This window comes from Caulobacter sp. SRI_008 (assembly GCF_057586355.1).
Genome location: NZ_JBYCZS010000003.1, coordinates 214,691 through 237,725, shown reverse-complemented (window position 1 = coordinate 237,725; position 23,035 = coordinate 214,691). Strand labels below are relative to the sequence as shown.

Annotated in this window: 23 protein-coding genes; 11 read left to right on the top strand and 12 right to left on the bottom strand. The window is 70.1% G+C overall.

What is annotated here, in order from left to right; translation table 11 throughout:
- Positions 1-109: 109 nt before the first annotated feature.
- Both AC2YHT_RS04570 and mdoH read right to left on the bottom strand, forming a co-directional pair.
- Positions 110-1,012: a cobalamin biosynthesis protein CbiG gene (locus AC2YHT_RS04570; RefSeq protein WP_487288398.1), complete on the bottom strand. Its 903-nt coding sequence runs from the start codon at positions 1,010-1,012 to the stop codon at positions 110-112.
- Positions 1,013-1,168: 156 nt separating this feature from the next.
- Complete coding sequence (gene mdoH / locus AC2YHT_RS04565; protein WP_487288397.1) at positions 1,169-3,163, bottom strand: glucans biosynthesis glucosyltransferase MdoH; 1,995 nt, start codon at positions 3,161-3,163, stop codon at positions 1,169-1,171.
- A 284-nt stretch (positions 3,164-3,447) separates the two neighbouring features.
- Here mdoH and AC2YHT_RS04560 point away from each other — a divergent pair, with 284 nt between their 5' ends.
- The gene (locus tag AC2YHT_RS04560; RefSeq protein ID WP_487288395.1) at positions 3,448-3,798 is read left to right on the top strand and encodes a copper-binding protein; all 351 of its coding nucleotides are present in this window, start codon (positions 3,448-3,450) and stop codon (positions 3,796-3,798) included.
- A gap of 107 nt (positions 3,799-3,905) precedes the next feature.
- Here the strand turns inward: AC2YHT_RS04560 and AC2YHT_RS04555 are convergent, their stop codons facing one another.
- Positions 3,906-4,931, bottom strand: a complete 1,026-nt coding sequence (locus AC2YHT_RS04555) for an NADP-dependent oxidoreductase (protein WP_487288394.1) — start codon at positions 4,929-4,931, stop codon at positions 3,906-3,908.
- Positions 4,932-5,052: 121 nt separating this feature from the next.
- On the opposite strand from AC2YHT_RS04555, the gene AC2YHT_RS04550 reads away from it, so the two are divergent.
- Complete coding sequence (locus tag AC2YHT_RS04550; protein WP_487288393.1) at positions 5,053-5,982, top strand: Gfo/Idh/MocA family protein; 930 nt, start codon at positions 5,053-5,055, stop codon at positions 5,980-5,982.
- 193 nt (positions 5,983-6,175) lie between these two features.
- Here the strand turns inward: AC2YHT_RS04550 and AC2YHT_RS04545 are convergent, their stop codons facing one another.
- On the bottom strand, positions 6,176-7,366 hold the full coding sequence (locus AC2YHT_RS04545) for an MFS transporter (protein WP_487288392.1): 1,191 nt from the start codon (positions 7,364-7,366) through the stop codon (positions 6,176-6,178).
- Between the two features lie 129 nt (positions 7,367-7,495).
- Here AC2YHT_RS04545 and AC2YHT_RS04540 point away from each other — a divergent pair, with 129 nt between their 5' ends.
- Complete coding sequence (locus AC2YHT_RS04540; RefSeq protein ID WP_487288390.1) at positions 7,496-8,398, top strand: LysR family transcriptional regulator; 903 nt, start codon at positions 7,496-7,498, stop codon at positions 8,396-8,398.
- Positions 8,399-8,402: 4 nt separating this feature from the next.
- Here the strand turns inward: AC2YHT_RS04540 and AC2YHT_RS04535 are convergent, their stop codons facing one another.
- Complete coding sequence (locus tag AC2YHT_RS04535; RefSeq protein WP_487288389.1) at positions 8,403-11,459, bottom strand: DUF3857 domain-containing protein; 3,057 nt, start codon at positions 11,457-11,459, stop codon at positions 8,403-8,405.
- A gap of 197 nt (positions 11,460-11,656) precedes the next feature.
- Here AC2YHT_RS04535 and AC2YHT_RS04530 point away from each other — a divergent pair, with 197 nt between their 5' ends.
- From AC2YHT_RS04530 to AC2YHT_RS04515, 4 genes are all read left to right on the top strand, one after another.
- Positions 11,657-12,211, top strand: a complete 555-nt coding sequence (locus AC2YHT_RS04530) for a sugar O-acetyltransferase (RefSeq protein WP_487288388.1) — start codon at positions 11,657-11,659, stop codon at positions 12,209-12,211.
- Between the two features lie 77 nt (positions 12,212-12,288).
- Entirely contained in the window at positions 12,289-12,696 is a 408-nt protein-coding gene (locus AC2YHT_RS04525; RefSeq protein WP_487288387.1) for a VOC family protein, read from the top strand.
- Between the two features lie 290 nt (positions 12,697-12,986).
- Positions 12,987-15,152 (top strand): TonB-dependent receptor, encoded by a 2,166-nt coding sequence (locus AC2YHT_RS04520; RefSeq protein ID WP_487288386.1) that lies wholly within the window; start codon positions 12,987-12,989, stop codon positions 15,150-15,152.
- Entirely contained in the window at positions 15,152-16,273 is a 1,122-nt protein-coding gene (locus AC2YHT_RS04515; RefSeq protein WP_487288385.1) for a PepSY-associated TM helix domain-containing protein, read from the top strand. The genes AC2YHT_RS04520 and AC2YHT_RS04515 overlap by 1 nt, the downstream gene beginning before the upstream one ends.
- Here AC2YHT_RS04515 and AC2YHT_RS04510 read toward each other — a convergent pair.
- The gene (locus AC2YHT_RS04510; RefSeq protein WP_487288384.1) at positions 16,270-16,788 is read right to left on the bottom strand and encodes an MOSC domain-containing protein; all 519 of its coding nucleotides are present in this window, start codon (positions 16,786-16,788) and stop codon (positions 16,270-16,272) included. The two genes, AC2YHT_RS04515 and AC2YHT_RS04510, sit on opposite strands and share 4 nt — an antisense overlap.
- Positions 16,788-19,199 (bottom strand): UvrD-helicase domain-containing protein, encoded by a 2,412-nt coding sequence (locus AC2YHT_RS04505; protein WP_487288383.1) that lies wholly within the window; start codon positions 19,197-19,199, stop codon positions 16,788-16,790. The genes AC2YHT_RS04510 and AC2YHT_RS04505 overlap by 1 nt, the downstream gene beginning before the upstream one ends.
- Before the next feature lie 112 nt (positions 19,200-19,311).
- On the opposite strand from AC2YHT_RS04505, the gene AC2YHT_RS04500 reads away from it, so the two are divergent.
- A complete protein-coding gene (locus AC2YHT_RS04500; RefSeq protein WP_110121633.1) occupies positions 19,312-19,515 on the top strand; it encodes a flagellar basal body-associated FliL family protein in 204 nt (67 codons plus the stop codon).
- 15 nt (positions 19,516-19,530) lie between these two features.
- The gene (locus tag AC2YHT_RS04495) at positions 19,531-19,767 is read left to right on the top strand and encodes a hypothetical protein (protein WP_487288382.1); all 237 of its coding nucleotides are present in this window, start codon (positions 19,531-19,533) and stop codon (positions 19,765-19,767) included.
- Between the two features lie 98 nt (positions 19,768-19,865).
- Here AC2YHT_RS04495 and AC2YHT_RS04490 read toward each other — a convergent pair whose 3' ends face one another.
- On the bottom strand, positions 19,866-20,075 hold the full coding sequence (locus tag AC2YHT_RS04490) for a ribbon-helix-helix domain-containing protein (protein ID WP_487288381.1): 210 nt from the start codon (positions 20,073-20,075) through the stop codon (positions 19,866-19,868).
- 90 nt (positions 20,076-20,165) lie between these two features.
- Between AC2YHT_RS04490 and AC2YHT_RS04485 the strand changes: the two genes are divergently transcribed.
- Positions 20,166-20,948, top strand: coding sequence for a Coq4 family protein (locus tag AC2YHT_RS04485; protein WP_487288380.1), 783 nt, complete (start codon positions 20,166-20,168; stop codon positions 20,946-20,948).
- A gap of 5 nt (positions 20,949-20,953) precedes the next feature.
- Here AC2YHT_RS04485 and AC2YHT_RS04480 read toward each other — a convergent pair whose 3' ends face one another.
- On the bottom strand, positions 20,954-21,874 hold the full coding sequence (locus tag AC2YHT_RS04480; protein WP_487288379.1) for a LysR substrate-binding domain-containing protein: 921 nt from the start codon (positions 21,872-21,874) through the stop codon (positions 20,954-20,956).
- A 95-nt stretch (positions 21,875-21,969) separates the two neighbouring features.
- Between AC2YHT_RS04480 and AC2YHT_RS04475 the strand changes: the two genes are divergently transcribed.
- On the top strand, positions 21,970-22,143 hold the full coding sequence (locus AC2YHT_RS04475) for a hypothetical protein (protein WP_487288378.1): 174 nt from the start codon (positions 21,970-21,972) through the stop codon (positions 22,141-22,143).
- 4 nt (positions 22,144-22,147) lie between these two features.
- Here the strand turns inward: AC2YHT_RS04475 and AC2YHT_RS04470 are convergent, their stop codons facing one another.
- From AC2YHT_RS04470 to AC2YHT_RS04460, 3 genes are read right to left on the bottom strand one after another with little or no spacing between them, the layout of a single operon-like run.
- The gene (locus tag AC2YHT_RS04470; protein WP_487288377.1) at positions 22,148-22,708 is read right to left on the bottom strand and encodes a hypothetical protein; all 561 of its coding nucleotides are present in this window, start codon (positions 22,706-22,708) and stop codon (positions 22,148-22,150) included.
- Positions 22,705-22,857, bottom strand: coding sequence for a hypothetical protein (locus tag AC2YHT_RS04465; protein WP_487288376.1), 153 nt, complete (start codon positions 22,855-22,857; stop codon positions 22,705-22,707). The genes AC2YHT_RS04470 and AC2YHT_RS04465 overlap by 4 nt, the downstream gene beginning before the upstream one ends.
- Entirely contained in the window at positions 22,854-23,030 is a 177-nt protein-coding gene (locus AC2YHT_RS04460; RefSeq protein ID WP_110119937.1) for a DUF4169 family protein, read from the bottom strand. The genes AC2YHT_RS04465 and AC2YHT_RS04460 overlap by 4 nt, the downstream gene beginning before the upstream one ends.
- Positions 23,031-23,035 lie beyond the last annotated feature (5 nt).

Genomic DNA, 23,035 nt, shown 5'->3' with positions numbered 1-23,035 from the left:
CAGTCGGCTTCGCCGACAGCTCCCCCAGAGGGGGAGCATCTTTGCAGCGTAAATCCTCCCCCTCTGGGGGAGGTGGCCCGGAGGGCCGGAGGGGGAGCCGCGAAGCGGCTTAGACGCCGGCTCCGAGGATCCAGCCTTCCTGGGTCTGCACGTCCTCGACCAGTTCGGCCGGCGCGTCCTTGCCCGGACCGAACAGCGCGGCCAGCTTGCCGGCCTCGTCGAGCTTGGCGAAGTGTTCGGCGAGGGTGCGCACCTGGGCCAGGTCCTTGATCTCGCCAGGGCCGGGGACGGCCTTGACCAGCGAGGGATAGACCTCGGCGGCCACGACCTCGACGCCGTCGAGATCGGCCTCGGTCAGGGTCTTGAAGCCGGTCTCGAACGGCCACACGCGGACGGTCTCGCCGCGGGCGTCCTTCAGGCGGCGCACGGCTGGGATGCCCATGATCGCCTGGCCGCCGACCGAGCCATTGTAATAGAGCTTCCAGATCGAGTGCGCGCCCTTGGCGGCGACATCGGCGTGGCGGAACTCCGGCAGGTCGTCCGGCCCGTGTTCACGCGTGCGCTTGGGCTGCAGGGTGGTCAGGGCGTCCTTGGGCGGGCAGCCCCAGAACGGGAACGGCCCGCCGGTCAGGCGGCGGTTGATCTCGGAACCCACGCCGAAGCGGTTGTTGGTATTGTCGGCCTTGTCCTTGACCATCTTATTCAGCTGGTCCCAGACCGCGCGCCAGGGCTTGTCGCCCGGCAGGTTCAGGGCCTGGGAGAAGCCGCGCGGGAAGCCCAGCGGGAAGTCGAAGCCCAGCAGGGCGCGCTCGCCGCGCTTCTTCAGGTCGTCGAGGACGACGGCGATCTTGGCCTCGGCCTCCTGGCGGGTGGCCGGATTGAAGCTCTCGAAGGTCAGGCGGAAGCGCACGTCGCGCTTGAGCACGCCGATCCAGACGGAATCCGCGCCCGTGGTCGGCTTGGCCGCCGCGCTCCAGTCGACGATCACATAGGCGCTGAAAAGCCGCGACACAGCGAAGGCTCCGTCAAATCCAAACGAAGCGCGCTTCTACTCCCCCGGAGGGCGAGCCGCCAGATGTTGCGAAGCTTGAGTAGCTGTTTCTGGGCGGCCGAAAACAAAAAGCCCCGCCGGTGAGGGCGGGGCTTTTCATATCGGGGCGAAGAGTGATCAGGCCGCGTTCTGCTCGGCGGTCGCCAGCGGCGCGGCCGGGGCCTTGCCGACCTTCCAGCGGGCCGGCGGTTCGCAGACCGGGCCGAGGGCGGCGCGGACGATGGCCGGCGGGGTGCGTTCGTCGGGGGTCATGAACAGGCCGTTGGCCTTCAAAGCAAGGCCCGCGGCCTTGCTGGCGCCCAGCATGGTCAGCGGCACGGCCAGGATCAGGCCGGCCAGGATCGGGGCGGTGGCGGTCAGCAGGTCCGGCGTGAACCAGAACATCGCGGCCAGGCCCAGGCCCGTGGCGCTGATCCAGCCCATGGCGGCGCAGGCCTCCTTGAAGGCGACCTTGTCTGCGTCGCGGCGCTGGGCGCTCCAGCCGCCGACGCGGCCGGCCAGGATTTCCGCGAGGGCGCGGGTCTGGGTGAACATCAGCATCGGGGCGACCAGGGCCGAGAGCAGCATCTCGACGCCCAGGCCGGCCATCACCCGGCGACGGCCGCCGAAGCCCTTGATCTCGTGCTTGCGCATGAAGATCAGGGTGGCGCCCATGATCTTGGGGCCGAACAGCAGCACGAAGGTGATGATCATCGCCCAGGCGGTGGCCTGGATCTCGCGCCAGTCGATCAGGGCGTGGGCGGCGGCCTGCAGGTCGGCCATGGTGAAGGCGGCCTTCTTGACCTCGGGCATCAGGGCCCGCGAGATCACGCCGGCCGACAGGGCCACGAACCAGATCGGCGACAGGGCGTAGCTCAGCACGCCGATCACCAGGTGCAGGCGGCTCATCCAGTGCAGGCCCGGCAGGCCGATCAGCGGCACGTGCTGGACGTTGCCCCGGCACCAGCGGCGGTCGCGGGTGGCGAAGTCGAGCAGGTTGGAGGGGCTCTCCTCGTACGAGCCTTCCAGGTAGGGGGCCAGGTGCACGGCCCAGCCGCCGCGGCGCAGCAGGGCGCTTTCCAGGGCGTCGTGGCTCATCACCTCGCCGCCGAAGGGCTTGGGGCCGTTCAGCGAGGGCAGGCCGCAGGTCTGGGCGAAGGCCTTGGTGCGGATGATGGCGTTGTGGCCCCAGAACGAGCTTTCCGAACCCGACCACCAGGCCAGGCCCGTCCAGGCCACGCGGCCGTAGAGCTTGGTGGCGAACTGCAGGGTGCGGGCGAAGATGGTCTGGCCGTTGATGATCGTCGGCATGGTCTGGATCAGACCCACGCCCGGGTGGCGCTCCATGGCGTCGGCCAGGCGGACCATGGCGTCGCCGGTCATCAGGCTGTCGGCGTCCAGCACGAGCATGTGCTCGTAGTCGCCGCCCCAGCGGGCGACCCAGTCGGCGACGTTGCCGGCCTTGCGGCCCGCGTTGTCGGGGCGGCGGCGATAGAAGGCGTGGCTGGAGGCCTCGCGACGGAAGCGGGCGAAGCAGGCCTGCTCGGCCAGGGCCACGGCCGCGTCGCGGGTGTCGGAGATGATGAAGATGTCGAAGGCGCGGCTGTTGCCCGTCTCGGCGATCGAGGCGTCCATGGCCCGCAGGCGGGCGAACACCGCCTGGGCGTCTTCGTTGTAGACCGGCATCAGGATCGCCGTGCGGGCGCGCGGCTTGGGCATGGGTTTGCTGCTGTCGATGCCCAGCGGGTCCTTCGGCGTGCGCAGCAGCACCACGAAGCCGGCGACGGCGGTGACGAACCACAGGGCCAGCGCCAGGAACAGCGGGGCCAGCAGGGTCAGGCAGACAGCTTCCAGGCGGGTGACGCCGCCCAGGGCCACGGTGTCGAACGTGGCCTTCCAGCCGGCCGCGCCCATGATGGCGGTGGCGATGAACACCACCCAGCGGCGCATGACCGTTTCCGAACCCGGGGTGCTGACGGCGCGGGCCGCGCCCTGCCAGAAGCCCAGCGGCTGGACCGGCATGGCCAGCGGCGCCTCGGTCGGGATTTCGACCCGGTCGCGCGGAGAGATCACGGTTTCGAAGGCCACCGGGGTGGAGGTGGCCAGGTCGAAGAAGGCGCCGCGTTCGGTCATCGGTTCCGTCTCGGTGATCCGACCGTGGTCGGACGAAATGCAGAGCTTCGATTTCACGCCGAACGCCTTCACGGGACGCCTCCGGTCCGCTAGGGATCGGCTGCGTTCAGGGAGGGGTCTGGCGTTGCACGAAGTCCGGCGGAGGAACCGCCGACGCATCTAGAGTAAAACTTCGATCACGAAATCGCTATCGAAAATGTGATCGATTTCGCAGGTGCGGTGAAAAATCTGTGCAAATGCGCGTAACGGCGCGGCCGGAAGTCGCTAAGGGATTGGGTAAGGCTATGAAGTTCAAGGCAGTTTTGGCGTTTCTCGCGGTTGCGAGCCTGGCCGCCTGCGGGCCCGCCCCGAAGGGCGACAGCGCCACGCCGCCCGCCGCCCGGCCCGCGCCGCGGATCTCGACCGCCCCCGAGCACGAGACTCAAGGCGTGATCGCCACGGTCGACGGCCAGGTTCTCACGCTCGATCACGACGGCGCGAGCGCCGCGCCGCTGCCGGCCGGCCGCACGACCTTCCAGGCCTATGGCGACGTCCTGGCCGAAGCCCCGCTCGAACCCGGCGCGCGGGTGACGTTCAAGTTCCGCAAGGTCGCGGTTGGCGAAGGCTGGGAACTGACGGAGATGCGGGGGCGGTGAACCCCCTCCGGCCCTCCGGGCCACCTCCCCCAGAGGGGGAGGATCTACGCCGCAGATGCTCCCCCTCTGGGGGAGCTGTCGCGAAGCGACTGAGGGGGCCTTCGCCCCTACAGCTTCACCAGCATCTTCCCCAGGTTCTCGCCCGAGAACAGTTTGATGAAGGCCTCGGGCGCGCGGTCGACGCCTTCCAGCACGGTGTCCTTCCAGGTCAGCTTCCCCGAACCGATCCAATCGGCCATGTCGCGCACGAAGGCGGGGAACAGGTCGTAGTGGTTGGAGACGATGAAGCCTTCGAGGCGAAGGCTCTTGCCCACCGCCTGGATGATGTTGGCCGGGCCGGTCGGGCGGCCGGTGTCGTTGTACTGCGAGATCATCCCGCACAGGGCGAAGCGACCGAACGGCCGGGCCGAGTTCAGGGCCGCTTCCAGGTGCGCGCCGCCGACGTTCTCGAAATAGACGTCGATGCCCTTGGGGGCGACCTTGGCCAGCTCCGCCACCACGTCGGGCGTGGCCTTGTAGTCGATCACGTGGTCGACGCCGATCGACTTGAGGAAGGCGACCTTCTCCGGTCCGCCGGCCGAGCCGATCACCGTGTGGCCCTTGATCTTGGCGATCTGGCAGACGACCGAGCCGACCGCGCCGGCGGCGGCCGAGACGAAGACGACGTCGCCTTCCTTCAGGCCGGCCACCCGCAGCAGGCCGGCATAGGCGGTCATGCCGGGCATGCCGGCCACGCCCAGGAACGCCTGGGGCGGCATGCCGTGGGTGGAAAGCTTCATGATCCCGCCCATCGGCCCGGCGGCGGCCAGGGCTTTCGGATGGGCGTTGTAGGCCTCGCGCCAGCCGAACATCGAGCTGACCAGGTCGCCGACCTTGAAGTCCGGATCGTTGGAAGCCGTCACCTCGCCGACCGCGCCGCCTTGCAGGGCCTTGCCCAGCTCGAACGGCGGCACATAGCTCTTCCGGTCGGTCATGCGGCCGCGCATGTAGGGATCGACCGACATGTAGAGGTTCTTGACCTGGATCTCGCCGTCGCCGGGCGGGGGCAGGTCGACGCTGGCCAGTTCGAAGTTCTCGGCGGTCGGCACGCCGACGGGACGGCTCTTGAGGCGGATCTCACGCGACGTGGTCATGGCGACCTCCCTTTTCTGGCTTTTGGGCCTTTGTGTTCTGGTTCAAACGAATGTTTAGCGCTGGTCCGCGTCGCCCGCCAAAGCTTTTCGCGGCATCCCGAAGCGGCTAGAGACAGCGCCCATGACCCAAGATGCTCAAGTCAAAACCCTCAAGGCTGGCGTTGTCGGCGCCGGCGTGTTCGGTGGCTACCACGCGAAGAAATACGCCGAGCTGCCGGGCGTCGATCTGGTCGGCGTGTTCGACATCGACCTGGCGCGCGCGCAAGCCCTGGCCGGCCCGCTGGGCGCCAAGGCCTATGACGACATGGAGGCCTTCCTGGCCGCGGTCGACGTCGTCACCGTCGCCACCCCGGCCGTGCACCACGCCAAGGCGGCGCTGGCGGCGCTGAAGGCCGGCAAGCCGGTCTATTCCGAAAAACCCCTGGCGGTGTCTCCGGAAGACGCCGACGCCTTGATCGCCGCCGCCGCCAAGTCGGGCGTGGCTCTGGCCTGCGGCCACCAGGAGCGGGTGGTGTTCCAGGCCATGGGCCTGCTGGATATTCCCGAACAGCCGCTGCGCCTGGAAGCGGTGCGTCGCGGCACGCCGTCGGAGCGCAATCTCGACGTCTCGGTGGTGCTGGACCTGATGATCCACGACATCGACCTGGCCCTGGCGCTGTGCGCCGCCGATCCGGTGGCCGTGGAAGGCGAGGGCGAGGCCGCGCGCGGCTACGGCCTGGACTGGGTGAAGGTGGAAGCCACTTTCGCGAATGGGTTCACCGCCGTGTTCGACAGCTCCCGCGTCGCAGAGGCCCGCGAGCGGACGATGAAGGTGGTCTACCCCTCGGGCGAGGTCGAGATCGACTTCCTGGCCCGCACCTTCCGCAACACCACGCCGTTCCCGCTGATCGAGGACTTCACCGAGACCCCGGCCGGCAAGGACCCCCTGGGCCAGAGCGTCGCCGGCTTCCTGAAGGCCGTGCGCGGCGAGGCTCCGCGTCCGGTGGTGACGGGGGAAGAGGCCGCCCGGGCGCTGGACCTGGCGCTGGCGGTCGAGCACTCGGTGGATTGAGTTCCACCTGCGTCGTCATCCCGGCCGAAGCGCGTAGCGCGTAGAGCCGGGACCCAGGGGACTGGGCTCCACGCCAGGGTTCGCCGCCCGCCGGTTGCCGGTCGTCGTCGCATTGCGGCTGCCCCTGGGTCCCGGCTCTCCGCTACGCTGCGGCCGGGATGACGATCGTGGGGGAGGGGAAGCGTGAGGGGCCTCAGCCCTTCCGCCCCTTCAGGCTCGTCACCTGCAACACGCTGGCCACCGCCGCCAGGCCCGCGCCCATCAGGGCCACGCTGTTCCAGCCGCCGAGGTTCCAGGCAGCGGCCGCCGCCGCCGAGCCGGCCGCTCCGCCTAGGAACATCCCGCCCATGAACAGGGTGTTCAGCCGCGCCCGGGCCTCGGGCTTCAGCGCGTAGACGAGGTGCTGGTTGGAGACCAGCGCCCCCTGGATGGCGAAGTCGAGCAGGACGACGCCCGCGATCAGGCCGGCGATCGAGATCCAGGTTCCGAACAGGATCCACGAGGCCAGGGTCAGCACGGCCCCCAGGGCGATCGTCAGGTGCGGGCCGCGCTTGTCGGCGACGCGGCCGGCGATCGGGGCGGCCAGCACGCCGACCACGCCGACGATGCCGAACAGGCCGGCGACGTCCGCGCCCAGGTGGAAGCGGGCCTGAAGCTGCAGGGCCAGGATCGTCCAGAAGGCGGTGAAGGCGGCGAACAGGCTGGCCTGGGTCAGGGTCGCCAGGCGCAGGGCCGGGAACTCGCGCCACAGCTTGCCCAGCGAGCCGAGCAGGCCGGCGTAGGTCAGGTCGGCGTCCGGCTTGCTGCGCGGCAGGGCCAGGGCCATCAGGCCGGCGGCGGCCAGGGCGATCGGCGCGCCCAGCCAGAACATCGCCCGCCAGCCGCCGTGCGCGCCCACGAAGCCGGCCAGGGTGCGCGACAGCAGGATGCCGCACAGCAGGCCCGACATCACGACGCCCACGGTCTGGCCGCGCCGCTCGGGCACCGAGAGATGGGCGGCGAAGGGCACGATCTGCTGGGCCACGGTCGCGCCGGCCCCGACCAGCAGCGAGGCGACCAGCAGCAGGCCGGTGTTCGGCGCCAGGGCTGCGGCGACCAGGGCCAGGGCCAGCACCAGGAACTGCACGACGATCAGGCTCTTGCGCTCCACCCGGTCGCCCAGCGGCGTCAGCAGGAAGAGGCCGGCGGCGTAGCCCAGCTGGGTGGCGGTCGGCACGAAGGCGGTCAGCGGGCCGGGCAGGTCGCGCTCGATCAGGCCCAGCATCGGCTGGTTGTAATAGATGTTGGCCACGGCCAGGCCCGCGGCGGCGGCCATGGCGAAGGTCAGGCCCTTGCCCAGGGCGTGGGTGTTGGAGGTGTCGGCGGGAAGGGCGGCTGTGCTCATGATCGGCTCCAGGCCGCCCGGCGAGGGGGAGGGGGCGGCGTTCCGTGTCAGTCGCCCGGCTATATAGAGTATCCCCGATCCGTTTATAGTACGGTCTTGCGTTAAGTCGGCATAACGGAATTCGATAGAATGGATCTCGCGGACGTCGGCGTCTTCGTGGAGGCCGCGCGGGCCGGCAGCCTGGCGGGCGCGGCCCGGCGGCTGGGCGTCACGCCCATGGCCGCCTCGCGCCGGATGGCGGCCCTGGAGCAGGAGGTCGGGGCGCGCCTCGTCCACCGCACCACCCGCGCCCTGTCGCTGACCCCCGAGGGCGAGGCGTTCCTGCCTCACGCCCAGGCCATGCTGGAAGGCGAGGCGGCGGCCCGCGCCGCGATCCGGCCGTCCGACGCCGGGGCCTCGGGCCTGCTGCGCGTCACCGCCTCGGCCGCTTTCGGCCGCAAGGTCGTCGCCCCGGCGGCGGCCGCGTTCATGCACGCCAATCCCGAGGTCAGCATCGATCTGCTGCTGACCGACAGCGTGGTCGACATCGTCGCCGCGGGCCTCGATCTGGCCATCCGCATCGCGCCCCTGCGCGACAACTCGCTGGTCGCCCGCCGGCTGGCCGGCAACCCCCGCGCCCTCTACGCCGCGCCGGCCTATCTGGAGCGTCGCGGGGCGCCGGCCCGCCTGGCCGATCTGGCCGAGCACGAATGCCTGGCGATGAGCGGAACCACCCACTGGTCGTTCGAGGCCGGGGGGCGGGCCGTGCAGCAGAAGGTCGCCGGCCGCTTCACCGCCTCGGGCATCGAGGGCCTGCACCAAGCCTGCCTCGGCGGGCTGGGGATCACCCCGCTGTCGGCCTGGGACGTGCGCGACGAGGTCGCCGCCGGCCGGCTGATCGAGCTGCCGCTGGCCGACGCCGCCTTGCCCGGCTGGTCGATCTGGGCCGTCTATCCGACCGCCCGCCTGGCCCCGCCCAAGGTCCGCCTGTTCGTCGCCGCCCTGGCCGAGCGGCTTGGTGAAGGTCTGGGCGAAGGCTTGGGCGAGGCCTGAACCGTCAGTCGCCCTTGGCGGCGGGCGCGAGGCCCGCCTCGTCCAGTTCGTCGCCGGCCTTGGCGTTGAGCACCTTGGCGGCGGCGATGTCGTCGCGGCCGCCGGCCTCGTCGCCCCGGCGCAGCTTCACCAGGCCGCGGCCGTAGAGGCTGGCGGCCTGCCGCGGCGCCAGCTTCAGCGCCTGGTCGTAGCGTTGCAGGGCGACGTCGAAGCGGCCGTCGCGCAGCGCCACCAGGGCGTAGCTGTCCCAGTAGGCGGCATCCTTGGGCTCCAGCTTGACCGCTTCGGCGCAGTCGCTCTCGGCGCCCTTCAGCTCGACATTGGCCAGGGCGCGCTCCCAGCAGCGGCTGTTCAGGGCCCAGCCGTCGCGTCGGCGCGCGATCAAGGCGTCGTACAGCGCGGCCGCTTCGGCGCCGCGGCCGGCGGCGCGCAGGGCCAGGGCCTTGGCGTCCAGGTTGTCGATGTCGACCGGGTTCATCCGCAACGCTTCGTCGAGATCGGCGAGGGCCTCGTCGGTCCGGCCCAGGCGACGCAGGGCGTAGGCCCGATTGCGCAGGTTGATCGGGTCCTCCGGCTGCAGGTGCACGGCGGTCTCGAAGTCGGCGAGCGCGGCCTCCATGTGACCCAGCTGGATGTTGAGCGCGGCCCGGCGGCGCAGGGCGACGATGTTGTCGGGCGCCAGTTTCACGGCCCGCTCGGCGCCCTTCAGCGCCAGGTCGCTGCGGCCCATGGCCTGGGCCGTATCGGCGAAGGCCTCGGCGACCTCCAGCTCGTCGTCGCGCGACGCGAACGTCGCCTCCATCGCCGCCAGGCCGGCGTCGGTCTGGCCAAGACCGGCCAGGATCCTGCCGCGCTGTATCGCCAGCACCGGGTCGTCGTCGGTCTTCAGCGCCTTGTCGACGAAGGCCAGGCCCTTGGCGGGCGAGGTCGTAGCGATCGCCAGGGCCTTGAGGCGGACGGCCGGACGGAAGCCGGGGCTCTTGGCCAAAGCCTTGTCGGCCACGGCGAGCGCCTTCTCCGGCTTGCCCGTGGTCTGGTAGTAGGCGCCGATCCCCACCAGTTCGGCCGGGTCCTGCGCCGTTTCCTCGGCCGGCTTGGCCGGGCCTTCGTCCGTCGCGCGGTACTGGAAGACGCGCGAGACCTTGTTGTCGAACTTCGGAAGCTTCTTGTTGAGCAGCTTGGCCTCTTCGGCCGAGACCTCGGGCTCGTAGACGCGGCGGGTCATGGTGGTGCGCATGACGCCGCGCTCCAGGTCGGCCTGGCGCCAGTAGGCGGTTCCGCCCAGCCGGTCGTCGACCGGACTGGCCATGAAGCTCCACTTCCAGCCGTCGGTTTCCGGCGGCAGTCGAATGAGGGTGGTCCAGCGCCGGTAGATCGGGAATTCGGTCTGCCAGGGGGCGGTCTGGTCCTGCTCCTTGGGCCGCTTGTAGGGCGAGGGCGGGCTGAAGCCCGCGCTGGAGATGTCGAACGCGCGGCCGTCGGTCGCGTCGCCTTCCCAGTCGAGTTCGCCTTCGCCGGTCATGGTCAGCAGCATCTGCTTGCGGACCGCGTCGTAGGTCCAGCCGACGGTCTCGGGCTCGACCCAGTCGTTGGCCTTGCTCCAATAGCCCTTGAGGGCGCGGTCGGCGTCGTCCTTTGAGAGCTGGGCCAGCGCGGTCTTGAAGGCGAAGGCCTGGTCGCCGCGGACGATGTTCTCGGCGGTCACCTTGGCAGGGGCGTCGAAGCCGGCCGAGGCGTCGATCTCCAGCAGGAAGCCTTCCTGCGCCAGCAGCGGCGCCTCGGGCTTGAAGGCGGTCAGGCTGGTCGCGCCGGCGCGGACGGGCAGGAACCAGTGGAAGTCGGGCTCGGGGATGGACTTGAGGTCCAGGTCGCCCATGCGCGTGCCGTCCAGCCAGTAGGCGCGGCCGCCGATGACGGCGCGCACCAGGATGTGGTCGAAGGCGCTGACCATCGGCAGGCGCTTGTCGAGGCCGTCGTCGTTCTGGCTCTGGATCAGGACCGGCTCGGCCTCGATCCCCAGTTCGCGCAGCAGGGCCAGCAGCAGCACGGTCTTGGCCTTGCAGTCGCCGAACCGCCGCGACCAGGTGTCCTCGGCCGAGGCCGGACGATAGTTGCCGTCGTCCAGGCCGATATAGACGTAGCGGATCTGTTCCTGGACCAGGGCCAGGGCCGCCGCGGCGCGGGCCGTCGGGTCCTTGTGGGCGGCGGCGATCCTGGCCGCCTCGGCCTTGATCGGCGAGGCCGGCGCCAACTGGGCGGCCTTGTCGTAGATCGGCCAGAGCAGGTTCGACACCTCGCTCCAGCCGCCGAAGCTGCTGAACTGCACCAGGCGGCGGATGTTGTAGCGCAGCGGCGCGCCGTCGGCGGCGATGGCGCTCTTGGGATCGCGCATCTCCAGGGTCAGCACGTTGTCGGCGCCCTGGCGCACGGGCTCCAGCTTGCCCAGGTCCGGCGAGGCCGACCATTGCAGCGGCCGGTCGACCGGCCAGACAAGCCGCGTGCGATAGGCGCCGGCCGCGCCGACCGAGGGCAGCATCATGCCGCCCTGCGAGCGGTCGCCCAGGGTCGGGTCGCGTCGGCTGATTGTGGCGGCGAACTGCAGTTCGTCGCCGACCTGCAGGCCCGGCGCCTGCAGATTGGCGGTTAGGTCGCCGGCCAGCATGGCGGCCTCGAGATTGTTCTCGCGTTGGATGACGCCGAACTTGGTCTTGGCCAGCACGTCGATCTCGCGGCCGTCGCGCAGGATCTTCAGCATGTGCACGCGGATCTCGTCGGACGACGGGTTCCACACCGCCATCACGTTGCCCAGGGCCAGGGCCTCGGGCTTGAGGATCTTGATGCGGTAGCTGGTGTAGAACTCGTCGTGGTCGGCGCCGAGGCGGGTCTGCACGTCGTTGTAGACGAACTGGGCGGCGGCGCCTTCGGGCGGGGCCGTGTCGGTCGGGGCGGGCGGCGCGGCGACCCAGGCCGGGGCGGGCCCGTACTTGACCACGTTCGATCCCGCATGCGCCACGCCGGCCGCGGCCACAAGCGCCGTCGCCGCAATACCCCAGACTCGCATTTCACGCCCCCGCTACTCGGAGCGGGACAATAGCCGAGCTTGCGGCGCAGGCAACTTTCGGACGAGCGATCGCGCGAGGTCTCGTGAACCTGTCGCTCGGGCGAGCAGCGATATCCCTCTTCGTCGCATGGTTTTCATTGTTTGCAGGCCGCCGCCGGTCCATCCGGGGGTCTGTCCTTATCTGCCGGAGCTCCGCCTTGACCGACGATCGCACCCACAAAGCGCGCATGCTGGCCGGCGACCTCTACGACCCGCTGGACGCCGAGATCGTCGCCGACCAGGAGCAGGCGCTGGACTGGATGGAGCGCTACAACGCTCCCGGCCAGACCCTCGCCCAGCGCATGGCGTTGCTGAAGGAGCGGTTCGGAAGCGTGGGCCTGGGCGCCAACATCCGGGCGCCGTTCCACTGCGACTACGGCTACAACATCGTGCTGGGCGACGGGGTGTTCATGAACTTCGGCTGCGTGATCCTCGACGTGACGACGGTCACGATCGGCGACCGCACGATGATCGGCCCGCACGTGAAGATCTTCGCCGCCGACCATCCGCGCGACGCCGAGACCCGCCGTTCGGGGCTGGAGTTCGGCCGCCCGGTGACCATCGGCAAGGACGTCTGGATCGGCGGCGGGGCGATCATCGTTCCGGGCGTGACGATCGGCGACGGCGCGGTGATCGGGGCCGGGGCGGTGGTCACTCGCGACGTGCCGACCGGCGCGACGGCGGTGGGCAACCCGGCCCGCGTGAAGGGCTGACAAAAAAGATCCGGCAGGATGTCGGGAGCGTCGAGGCTCAAACGTCCTCTGGCCGACACAGCTTAGGGAGCCGCATCATGCGCATGATCTTCGTCAACCTGCCGGTCGCCGACCTCGACCGCTCCAAGGCCTTCTTCGAGGCCCTGGGCTTTTCGATCAATCCGCAGTTCTCCGACGAGACCGCCGCCTGCGTGGTGGTGTCCGACGTGATCCACGTCATGCTGCTGACCCACGACAAGTTCCGCCAGTTCATCAACGGCGACATCGCCGACGCCTTCAAGGCCACCGAGGTCCTGACCTGCCTGTCGGCCGACAGTCGGGCCGAGGTCGACAGCCTCTTGGCCAACGCCCTGGCCAACGGCGGCCGCGAATGGAAGCCGGTCATGGACATGGGCCCGATGTACGGCGCCAGCTTCCAGGACCCCGACGGCCACGTCTGGGAGGTGCTGTTCATGGACATGGCGGCGATGGCGCAGTGCGGCTGATCAAGGCTAGGCCGGAAGCGACATTCATCCGCTCGCTCCCCAAATCCGTGTTTCCCCGCGCAGGCGGGGATCCAAGCTGATTTTCAGGATGAGGCGCGTCCGCGGGCGATCCGCCGGCTCGGCTTGGATCCCCGCCTTCGCGGGGAGGCTCGGTAGAAAAGTGGTTCAAGCTCGTCAGGGAGGGCAGGGACGTGTCGGTAGGGCGGCTGATCGTCTGTCGGAGATCATTTCAGGATTGAAACTCAGTCGCAGTTGCGCCAATAGCCGGCCCTCTCTTTCTGGGGATGGTCATGCGACTTTGCTTCTCGCGCGCCGCCGCTCGGCGCGCCCTGTTCTCGACGCTCAGCCTGGCGGCGCTGTCGATCGCCGCCGGCGCCCACGCCCAGGCGCCTAAAGCTGACGACGTCGAACAGGTGGTCGTCACCGCCGCCCGCACCAAGCTGCCGGTCACGGCCCTGCCGCTGACCGTCGACGTGGTGGGCGCCGAAGCCCTGAACCAGCAGGTGGCCATCAGCGGCTCGATCGTCGACGCCCTGTCGACCCTGTCGCCGTCGTTCTCGCCCACCCGCCAGAAGCTGTCGGGCTCGGGCGAGAGCCTGCGCGGCCGCTCGCCGCTCTACGCCATCAACGGCATCCCGCAGTCGACCCCAATCCGCGACGGCTCGCGCGACGGCTACACCATCGATCCGTTCTTCGTGGACCGGGTCGAGCTGATCTACGGCTCCAACGCCCTGCAGGGCATCGGCGCCACCGGCGGCGTGGTCAACCAGGTGACGGTCGGCCCGCCCAAGAACGACGGCGTCTCGGGCCGCACCCTGGTGCAGAGCACGATCGGCCATGACCTGGGCGACAGCGTCGGCGGCAAGGTCGCGGGCCTTCTCGCTTGGCGTGGCGGCGCGTTCGACGCCACCGGCGGCGTGGCCTACGAGACCCGCGGCGCCTTCTACGACGCCGACGGCCGCCGCATCGGCATGGACAACACCCAGGGCGACGTCCAGGATTCCAAGAGCCTGTCGGTGTTCGGCCGCTTTGGCTGGCAGCTGGGCGACAGCACCCGCCTGGACGTGGTCGCCAACCGCTTCGAGCTGAAGGGCGACGGCGATTACGTGACCGTCACCGGCACGGCCGCGGCCGTCACCGACGGCAATCGCGCCACGCGCCTGCCCACCACTTCGGTGCGCGGTCCGGTTCCGGGCAAGCCGGCCGCCAACCGCGTCGAGACCCTGTCGGCCTCGCTGACCAGCGGCGAAGTGCTCGGCGGCGACTTCACCGCCCAGGTGTTCTTCAACCGCTCGCGCGACACCTTCGGCGGCGACCGCAACGCCACCTTCCAGGACGTCAGCATCGCCCCGTCTGGCACGCTGTTCGACCAGTCGTCGAACCGCTCGCGCAAGCTGGGCGCGCGCCTGAACTACGAGCGCGAAGTTCCGGGCATCCAGGGCCTGACCGCCACCGTCGGCCTCGACGCCATGAACGACCGCACCGAGCAACTGCTGATCGCCACCGGCCGCGCCTGGGTGCCGCCGACCAAGTTCCAGAGCGTCGCGCCCTTCGTCCAGGGCAACTACGCCCTGCTGGACGGCAAGCTGCGCCTGGCCGGCGGCCTGCGCTTCGAGAACGTCCAGCTGAAGGTCGACGACTTCACGACCCTGGCCTCCTACGGCTCGCGCAAGGTCGCGGGCGGCGATCCGGAGTTCAAGTCGACCCTGGCCAACGGCGGCGTCGTGCTGGAGCCAGCCTCGGGCCTGCGCCTCTACGCCAGCTACGCCGAGGGCTACACCGTGCCGGACGTCGGCCGGATCCTGCGCAGCATCAACGTCGCCGGCGTGGACGTGGACAGCTACCTCAACATCGAGCCGATCGTGTCGAACAACCGCGAGATCGGCGGCGAGTGGAAGCGCGGGCCGTTCGACGCCAGCGTCGCCTATTTCTGGTCGTCGTCGAAGCTGGGCCAGCTGCTGGTCAAGAACACCGGCGGCATCTTCGACGTGCAGCGCCAGAAGGTGGCCATCGAGGGCCTGGAGCTGAACGTCAAGGCCAGGACCCCGGTCCCGGGCCTGGGCGTCTCGGCTGGCTACGCCCGCCTGCGCGGCGAGACCGACGCCAACGGCGACGGCAAGCTCGACACCGATCTCGACGGCGCCAACATCTCCCCCGACCGGGTGAACCTGGCGGCCGACTACCGCGCCGGCAAGCTGGCCCTCCGTCTGCAGGTCCAGACCTATCTGCAGCGCGACATGAGCCACGCCCTCGTGAAGGACGACTTCTCGGGCTACACCCTGGTGGACGCCTTCGCCCGCTACGAACTGCCGGTGGGGGCGCTGTCGCTGGGGGTCCAGAACCTGCTGAACGAGCAGTACATCACCTACAACTCCGACACCGTGCTGCCGGCCAAGGACAAGTTCTACGCCGGCCGCGGCCGCACCGCGACGCTGGGCTGGGAAGCGCGCTTCTGATGAAGACGCTGCGGCTCCTGCATCGCTGGGCCGGCGGCCTGATCGGCCTGCTGCTGGCCGTGCTCGGCTTCACCGGCGCGCTGCTGGTGCACGAGGACGCGTTCCTGCGCGCCACCGTGCCCCACGCCGCCGACGCCCAGCGACAGGACACGGCGACCCTGGCGGCGGCCGCGACGCGGATCTTCGCCGCGCAGGACCGTCCGCGCTCCATCGTCCTGGCGAGCGAGCGCAAGGGCCTGCACAAGCTGTCCTATCCCGGCGAGACCGAGAAGGGCGCCTATGCCGACCAGGACGGCGCGATCGTCCAGGCCTGGACCAGCAACTGGGCGCGGCCGGAGGTCTGGCTGTTCGACCTGCACCACCATCTCTTCGCCGGCGACACGGGCGAGATCGTCGGCGGGATCGCCGGGCTGGCGGGGCTGGGCTTCGTGGTCACCGGGCTGATCCTGTGGTGGCCGACGCGGCGGATGTTCCACCTGCGGCTCTGGCCGCGGATGGCCAAGCGGGCGGCCATCGTCCACCACCATCGCGACCTCGGGGTGCTGGTGGCGCCGCTGCTGATCCTGTCGCTGGCCACGGGCGCGACCATGAATCTCAAGTGGTTCTCCCAGGCCCTGCGCGCGCCGTTCACCTCGCCGGCGGTGATGGAGAAGGCCGCCGCCGCGCCGAAGATCAAGGGCGGCAAGCTGGCCAAGGATCTCGACTGGGCTGCGGTGATCGGCCAGGCCCAGGCCCGCTTCCCGGGCGCCGAGGTGCGGACCATCGGCCTGCCGGCCAAGACCGGCGGCCTGGTCGCCATCCGCCTGCGACAGCAGGCCGAGTGGCTGCCCAATGGCCGCAGCATGGCCTGGTTCGATCCCGCCACGGGCAAGATGGTCGCCGCGCGCGACGCCCAGACCATGCCGCTGGGCTCGCGGATCACCAACGCCGACTTCCCGCTGCACGCGGCCAAGGTGGGCGGCCTGGCCTACCGGCTGGTGATGACGGTCTCGGGCCTGGCCCTGACCCTGCTGGGCACGCTGGCGGTGGTCACCTTCTGGGGCAATCCCTCGGGCCTGCCCAAGCGCCGCAGGAAGCCGGCGGCCAAGGCCAAGACGGCGCCGGAACCGGTGACGGCCTAGGGGGCGACCCTCACCGCGTCGCCCACCGCGATCTCGCCGCCCTCGATGACACGGGCGGTGAGGCCGCCGCGGCCGCGCACGGCGTTGTAGCCGCCTTCGCCGAGGATCTCGTTCATGCGGCTGCACGGGTGGCAACCGCCGGTGGCTTCCAGCAGCACGGGCCCGACCCGAAAACGTTTGTCGGACAGGCCCAGCAGGTTGATCCCCTCGACCACAAGGTTGCGGCGCAGGTCGAAGGGTGAGGTGGGTTCGGCGCGGCCGAGGAAGCCGGCGATCGCGGCTAGGTCCTCGGCCTGGATCAGGGTCACCTGGCGCGGACCGCCGGGCCGGCCGGCATAGCGGTCGCCGACCAGGCCGGATTCGATCGTGGCCTCCGCTCGATCGACGGCGACCAGCGGCGCGCGGCGGGCGGGCCTCAGGCCGATCCAGGCCAGGCGGCCGGGGCGCATCGGTCCGGCGATCAGCCGGGCGAGGGGGCTGTCGGGATTGATCCCGCGCTTGGCCCCCGCCGTCATCAGGCCTTCTCGACGAAGCTGTCGATGACCTTCTTCTCGCCGGCTTTGTCGAAATTGACGGTCAGCTTGTTGCCCTCGATCGAGGCGACCTTGCCGTAGCCGAACTTGACGTGGAACACGCGGTCGCCGCGGCTGTAGGCGCTGTTGGTCGGGGCCGAGACGGCGACGAGGCGGCCTTCGCCCTCGATCGGCTTGGACCGCGCCGCCGAGCCGCCGCCGCGCCAGGCCGCGTGGCCGCCGCCCTTTTCGGCGAAGCCGCGCGCCTGCACCCGATCCTGGGCGCGCTTCCAGCCGGGGCTGTCGTAGCTGCCGCTCTGGAAGGCGCTCGTGCCCGGATCGTCCCAGCGCGACGAGGCCGTCTGCTGCATGCCCGGACCGCCGCCGTAATAGCCGGTCTCCGAGCCCGCATCGACGTGCTCCAGCGGCAGTTCGTCGACGAAGCGGCTGGGCAATTGCGAGGTCCAGCGGCCATAGACCTGCCGGTTGGCCACGAAGCTGATGCGGGCCTCCTCGCGGGCGCGGGTGATGCCCACATAGGCCAGCCGCCGCTCTTCCTCGAGGCCCTTCTCGCCCTTGTCGTCCATGCTGCGCTGGCTGGGGAACACGCCTTCCTCCCAGCCCGGCAGGAACACCAGCGGGAACTCCAGGCCCTTGGCCGAGTGCAGGGTCATGATCCAGACTGCGTCGCCGGTGGCCTCGCGGTCGAGGTCCATGACCAGCGACACGTGCTCCAGATAGGCCTCCAGGCTGTCGAACTGGCCCATCGACTGGACCAGTTCCTTCAGGTTCTCCAGCCGGGTCTGGCTCTGCGGGCCTTTGTCGAGGCGCAGGGCGTCGGTGTAGCCGCTTTCCTCCAGCACCATCTCCAGCACCCGCTGGTGGTGCATGTTCCCGATCTGCGCCCGCCAGCGGTCGAGGTCGCGGATGAAGTTGCTGAGCGCCGTGCGGGTGCGGGCCGGCAGGTCGTCGCTGCCGATGATCACCCGGGCCGCCTCGACGGTGGAGATGCCTTCGCCGCGCGCGATCTGCAGCAGCTTCTGCACCGAGGTGTCGCCGATGCCGCGCTTGGGCGTGTTGACGATGCGCTCGAAGGCCAGATCGTCATCCGGCGACTGGATCAGCCGCAGATAGGCGTGGGCGTCGCGGATTTCCGCTCGCTCGAAGAACCGCGGGCCGCCGACCACCTTGTAAGGGATCTGCAGCATCACAAAGCGTTCTTCGAAGGCCCGCATCTGGAACGAGGCGCGCACGAGAATGGCCATCTGGTTGTAGCGGCGGCCGGCTTTCTTGGCCTTCTCGATCTCGTCGGCGACCATCCGGCTTTCGGCCTCGCCGTCCCAGACGCCCGAAACCTTGACCTTCTCGCCGCCGGTCGCCTCGGTCCACAGGGTCTTGCCAAGGCGGCCCTTGTTGGCGGTGATCAGGGTCGAGGCGGCGGCCAGGATGTGCTCGGTCGAGCGGTAGTTGCGCTCCAGCCGCACCACCTTGGCGCCGGGGAAGTCGCGCTCGAAGCGCAGGATGTTGTCGACCTCGGCCCCGCGCCAGCCATAGATCGACTGGTCGTCGTCGCCCACGCAGCAGACGTTCTGGCGGCCCTGGGCCAGCAGGCGCAGCCACAGGTACTGGGCGACGTTGGTGTCCTGGTACTCGTCGACCATCACGTACTGGAAGCGGCGCTGGAAGTCGGCCAGCACATCCGGATTGCCGGTGAAGATGGTGATGTTGTGCAGCAGCAGGTCGCCGAAGTCGCAGGCGTTCAGGATGCGCAGGCGCTCCTGGTACTGGCGATAGAGGCTGATGCCCTTGCCGTTGGCGAACTCGCCGGCCTCGCTGGGCGGCACGCGGTCGGGCGTCCAGCCGCGGTTCTTCCAGGCGTCGATCAGGCCCGACAGGATGCGCGGCGTCCAGCGCTTGGCGTCGATGTTCTCGGCCTCGATCAGCTGCTTGAGCAGCCGCTCGTTATCGTCGGTGTCGATGATCGTGTAGTTCGACTTCAGGCCGACGAGCTCGGCGTGGCGGCGCAGGATCTGGGCGGCCACCGAGTGGAAGGTGCCCAGCCACCGCAGGCCTTCGGCCTCCGGGCCGATGATGTGGGTGATCCGCTCGCGCATCTCGCGCGCGGCCTTGTTGGTGAAGGTGACCGCCAGGATCTCCCACGGCTTGGCGCGGCCGGTGGTCAGGATGTGAGCCAGGCGCGTGGTCAGCACCCGGGTCTTGCCGGTGCCGGCCCCGGCCAGCACCAAGACCGGGCCTTCAGTGGTGACGACCGCTTCGTGCTGCTCGGTGTTGAGGCCGTTCAGGTAGTCGGGCGCGGGTCCGCCGCCGCCGGGAGCCTGCGGACGGGCCAGGTCGGAGATGCGCGGAGCGGGGAGGTCGCCGAAAGGGTCGGTCGAGTCGAAGCCGGAAGACATGGGAACATATGTAGCACAAACTTCCTCCGGCTTAAGCCCCGTGGTGCCCGCTTAGGGAACTCCGGCCGCGACGCTCCCGTTGATCCGCAGGGACGAAGCAGGAGCAGGAAGAATGGCGGAAGAAACCAAATCGGGCGGCAACGCGGGTCTGGCTTTCATCGTCGGCGCCCTGGTGGTGATCGTCGCGGTGCTGGCCTTCATGATGTTCTCCGGCGGCTTCACGCAGAAGAAGACGGTGGACGTCGACATCTCGGCCTCCGCGCCCAAGCTGCCGGACGCGCCGAAGGTCCCCGAAGCGCCCAAGGCGCCGGGCTAACGGAAGGAGGCGGGCATGGCTCGCCATCATGACAATCATCACGAGGGCGCCCATCACGAAGGCGCATGGAGTGGAGCGGCCATGCTGGCCGTCCTGCTGTTCGTCGCGCTGCTGATCTACGCGATCTGGAACTCGGGTCTGCTGGCCGTGCGGCCGGACCTGGCCGAGCTGCGGCTACCGAACCTGGCGCCGCCGACCATGCCGACGCCCAATCCCGAGCCGCTGCCGGCGCCGGTTCCTCGGCCGGGGTAGGGGAGGCCCCCTCAGTCGCTTCGCGACAGCTCCCCCAAAGGGGGAGCATCTCGAAATCCTCCCCCTCTGGGGGAGGTGGCCCGGAGGGCCGGAGGGGGTTAGTCCCCAGCCCGTTCCAGCGCGTACACCCGACACGCCGAGGCCAACGGCCGATCGGCGCGGCCGACGTCGATGCGCTGGATCAGGGCCGCGATGCTGACGGCGTCCTGCTTGGCGATGCGCTCCAGCGCGGCCCAGAACTCTGGCTCCAGCGCCAGAGAGGTGGCGTGGCCCGCGAGGTTCACCGATCGCTTTTTCAGACTGCCCATCGACGTGGGTCCCCTGTGATCGCCTGTTCGGCCCTTGAATAAAAATGACGTCGTGTCATCTTTACTCACGTCACGCCGGGAGCATGCCTGATGAACGCAGCCGCGCAAGCCCTTGACGCCGGTTCGGCGCGTCCGCCGCTCGGCGCCCGCGATGCGAGCTTCCGCTTGCAGCCTTTGCGGGCGTTTCGCGCCGTCCGCCGGTTGATCGCCGACAAGGAGGACACCGCCCAGGTGTTCGAGATCATGCGGGCGCTTTCCGGCCGCGCGATCCCCCGCGGTTACGCCCGCCTGCTGAAGACGCCGCAGGGCGGGGCGATCGCCTATCGCCGCGAGGAATTCGCCGACCGGCTGTCGGACGTGGCCTGGCTGGCGCGGTTCGAACCGGGGACGGTGGGCGCGGCCTATCGCGACTTCATCGCCCAGCGCGGCCTGACCGCCGAGGGCCTGGCCGACGAGAGCCGCAAGGTCGCCGACGCCGACATGGACGCGGCCCACCCGCTGCTGTGGTACGCCCGCCGCCTGCGCGACGTGCACGACGTCTGGCATGTGCTGACCGGCTATGGGACCGACGCTCTGGGCGAGGTTTGCGTCGTGGCCTTCTCCTACGCCCAGACCCGCAGCCTGGGCTTTGCCTTGATCGCCCTGGCCGGCACCCGCGAGTTCCGTCGCCTGAAGGACGGCCAGCCCTACGGCCGCGCCGTGCGCGAGGCCTGGCGAGCGGGGCGCAAGGCCGCCTGGCTGCCCGAGGTCGACTATCCGGCCCTGTTCGCCATGCCGCTGAACGAGGCCCGGCGAGTCTTGCGCATCGTTCCGCCGACCACCTACGACGCCATTCCGGCGAACCTGCGCCAGCACTTCCACCGGGCCGCCTGATCAGGTCAGGCGATGTCCCTGTAGCGGGCGACGGCCGGGTCGGCGGCGACGGCTTCCAGCAGCCAGTCGCGGAAGGCGGCGATCTTGCGCACCCGCCGGCGCTCCTCGGGATAGGCCAGCCAATAGCCGCCGCCGTAGCGGGGCGCGATGTCGAACGGTTGCACCAGGCGTCCGGCGGCGATGTCGGGCGCGAAGAAGATCGGCGAGCCCAAGGCCAGACCCTGGCCGGCGATCGCCGTGGCCACCTCCACCGACTGGGCGTCGGCGGCCAGGCGCGGCGCCTGCGCGCCCTCGCGCGGCGTGACGCCGGCGGCGGCGAACCACACGGCCCATTCGCCGGGCGAGCCGATGCGGGGCGCGTCCAGCAGGTCGGCGGGGCGCTCGAAGCCGCCCATTCGGGCCAGGAAGTCCGGCGAGCACAGCGGCGTCTGCACGAAGGGCATCAGGAAGTGGGCGGTCAGGCCCGGCCAGTCGCCGTTTCCGGCGCGCAGGGCCAGATCGGCCTCGCCGCGCGTCAGGTCGCGCATGGCCGAGGTGGTGTCGAGGCGCACGGCGATGCGCGGATGGGCCAGCTGGAAGGCGCCCAGACGCGCCGCCAGCCAATGGCTGGCCAGGCTCTGCATGGTGGTCAGGGCCAGCACGCCCTCGTCGGCCTCGATCAGGTCGGCGAAGGCCGAGCGCAGCAGGCCCATCGACTCGGTCGCCGCCCGTGACAGCCGCTCGCCGGCCGGGGTGAGATCGACCTCGCGCACCTTGCGCACGAACAGGGCCTGGCCCAGCCGCTGCTCCAGCGCCTTCACCTGCCAGCTGACGGCGGCCTGGGTGACGCCCAGCTCGTCGGCGGCGCGCGTGAAGCTCTTCAGCCGGGCGGCGGCTTCGAAGGCGCGGACGGCGCCGAGCGGAACGGATGCGAGGATGTCTGCCATAAGGATGGCTTATCCATAGCGCAGCGAACCGCGTTTGTCGCTGGCCGCGATCAAGCCGATCTTCCTGATGCTGAAAGGCGTCAGGAGGCGCGATCATGGAAGAGTTCCACAAGACCCATAAGGAAACCACGTTCGGCTGGGTGTGGGCGATCGAACGCCTGATCGCCGCCTGGAAGAGCCAGGCCACGCCGCCGCCGGTACCGACGGCGCCGGTGATCGGCTGCTGCGACGCCCTGCCCAAGGGCGCGCGCTACCTCGTTCCGCGGTGAGGGCTCAGCGCCGGAAGCGGCGGTAGAGCAGAAACCCGATGAAGCCGGCCGCCAGGGTCAGGGCCGCCGAGATCGCCGCCCGCCAATGCACCTTGCGGTTCTTTTCGCTCTTGGCCTGGGCCGCCAGCCGCGCCTTCTGGTCCTCGGGCCGCAGCAGCCAGTCCGCGCCGGACTTGGCGCCGAGCAGGACCCGCCGGGGCGCGCCGCCGGCGCCGTCGGCCAGTTCATAGTAGCGCACGGTGGCGTAGCGGCCCGCATGATCGCCCACCCGCCCGCCGCCGTTCAGGCAGTCGTCGGCCGTCGCGCCGACCGGCGCGCAGCGCAGGCGCAGGCGGCGACCGTCGACGGTTTCGTAATCGTAGCCGTCGGCCTGGGGCTTGTCGGTAGGGCTCCTCAGCACGCCGATCGTCAGCACGGTCCCGTCGCGCGGCGGCGGCGTCCAGGCCGGATCGAGCGGCGTCGCCCAGGTCCAGATCGTGTTCCAGCCGATCACGGCGACCAGAATCGGCGCGAACCGGACGGCCAAGGCCTGGAACGGCCAGGGAGAGGGGGAAGGCTTGGTCATTCGGTCGAGGGGGAAGGCGTGGCCGGGGCCTTGCGGCGTAGCACATGGCAGGCGCCGATTCCGACGACGTAGAGCGCCAGTTCGGCGAACTTTCGTTCCTGGCCGGAAAACGATTCCGCCCGCCGCGTGCGGAAAAACGGCTCCGTCATTCCTCGCGTTTCGCGCCGTCCAGCGTGCGCGACAGCTTCTCGGCGCGGGCGGCGTCGAGGGTCTTTTCGGCCTTGGTGCGGCCGAAGCGGGCGCGGTTCTCGGCCGCGACCTGCTTGGCGTCGGTCTTGGCCTTGGCCTTGCGGGCCTGGTTGAGGTTGAGGATCTCGGCCATGTCTT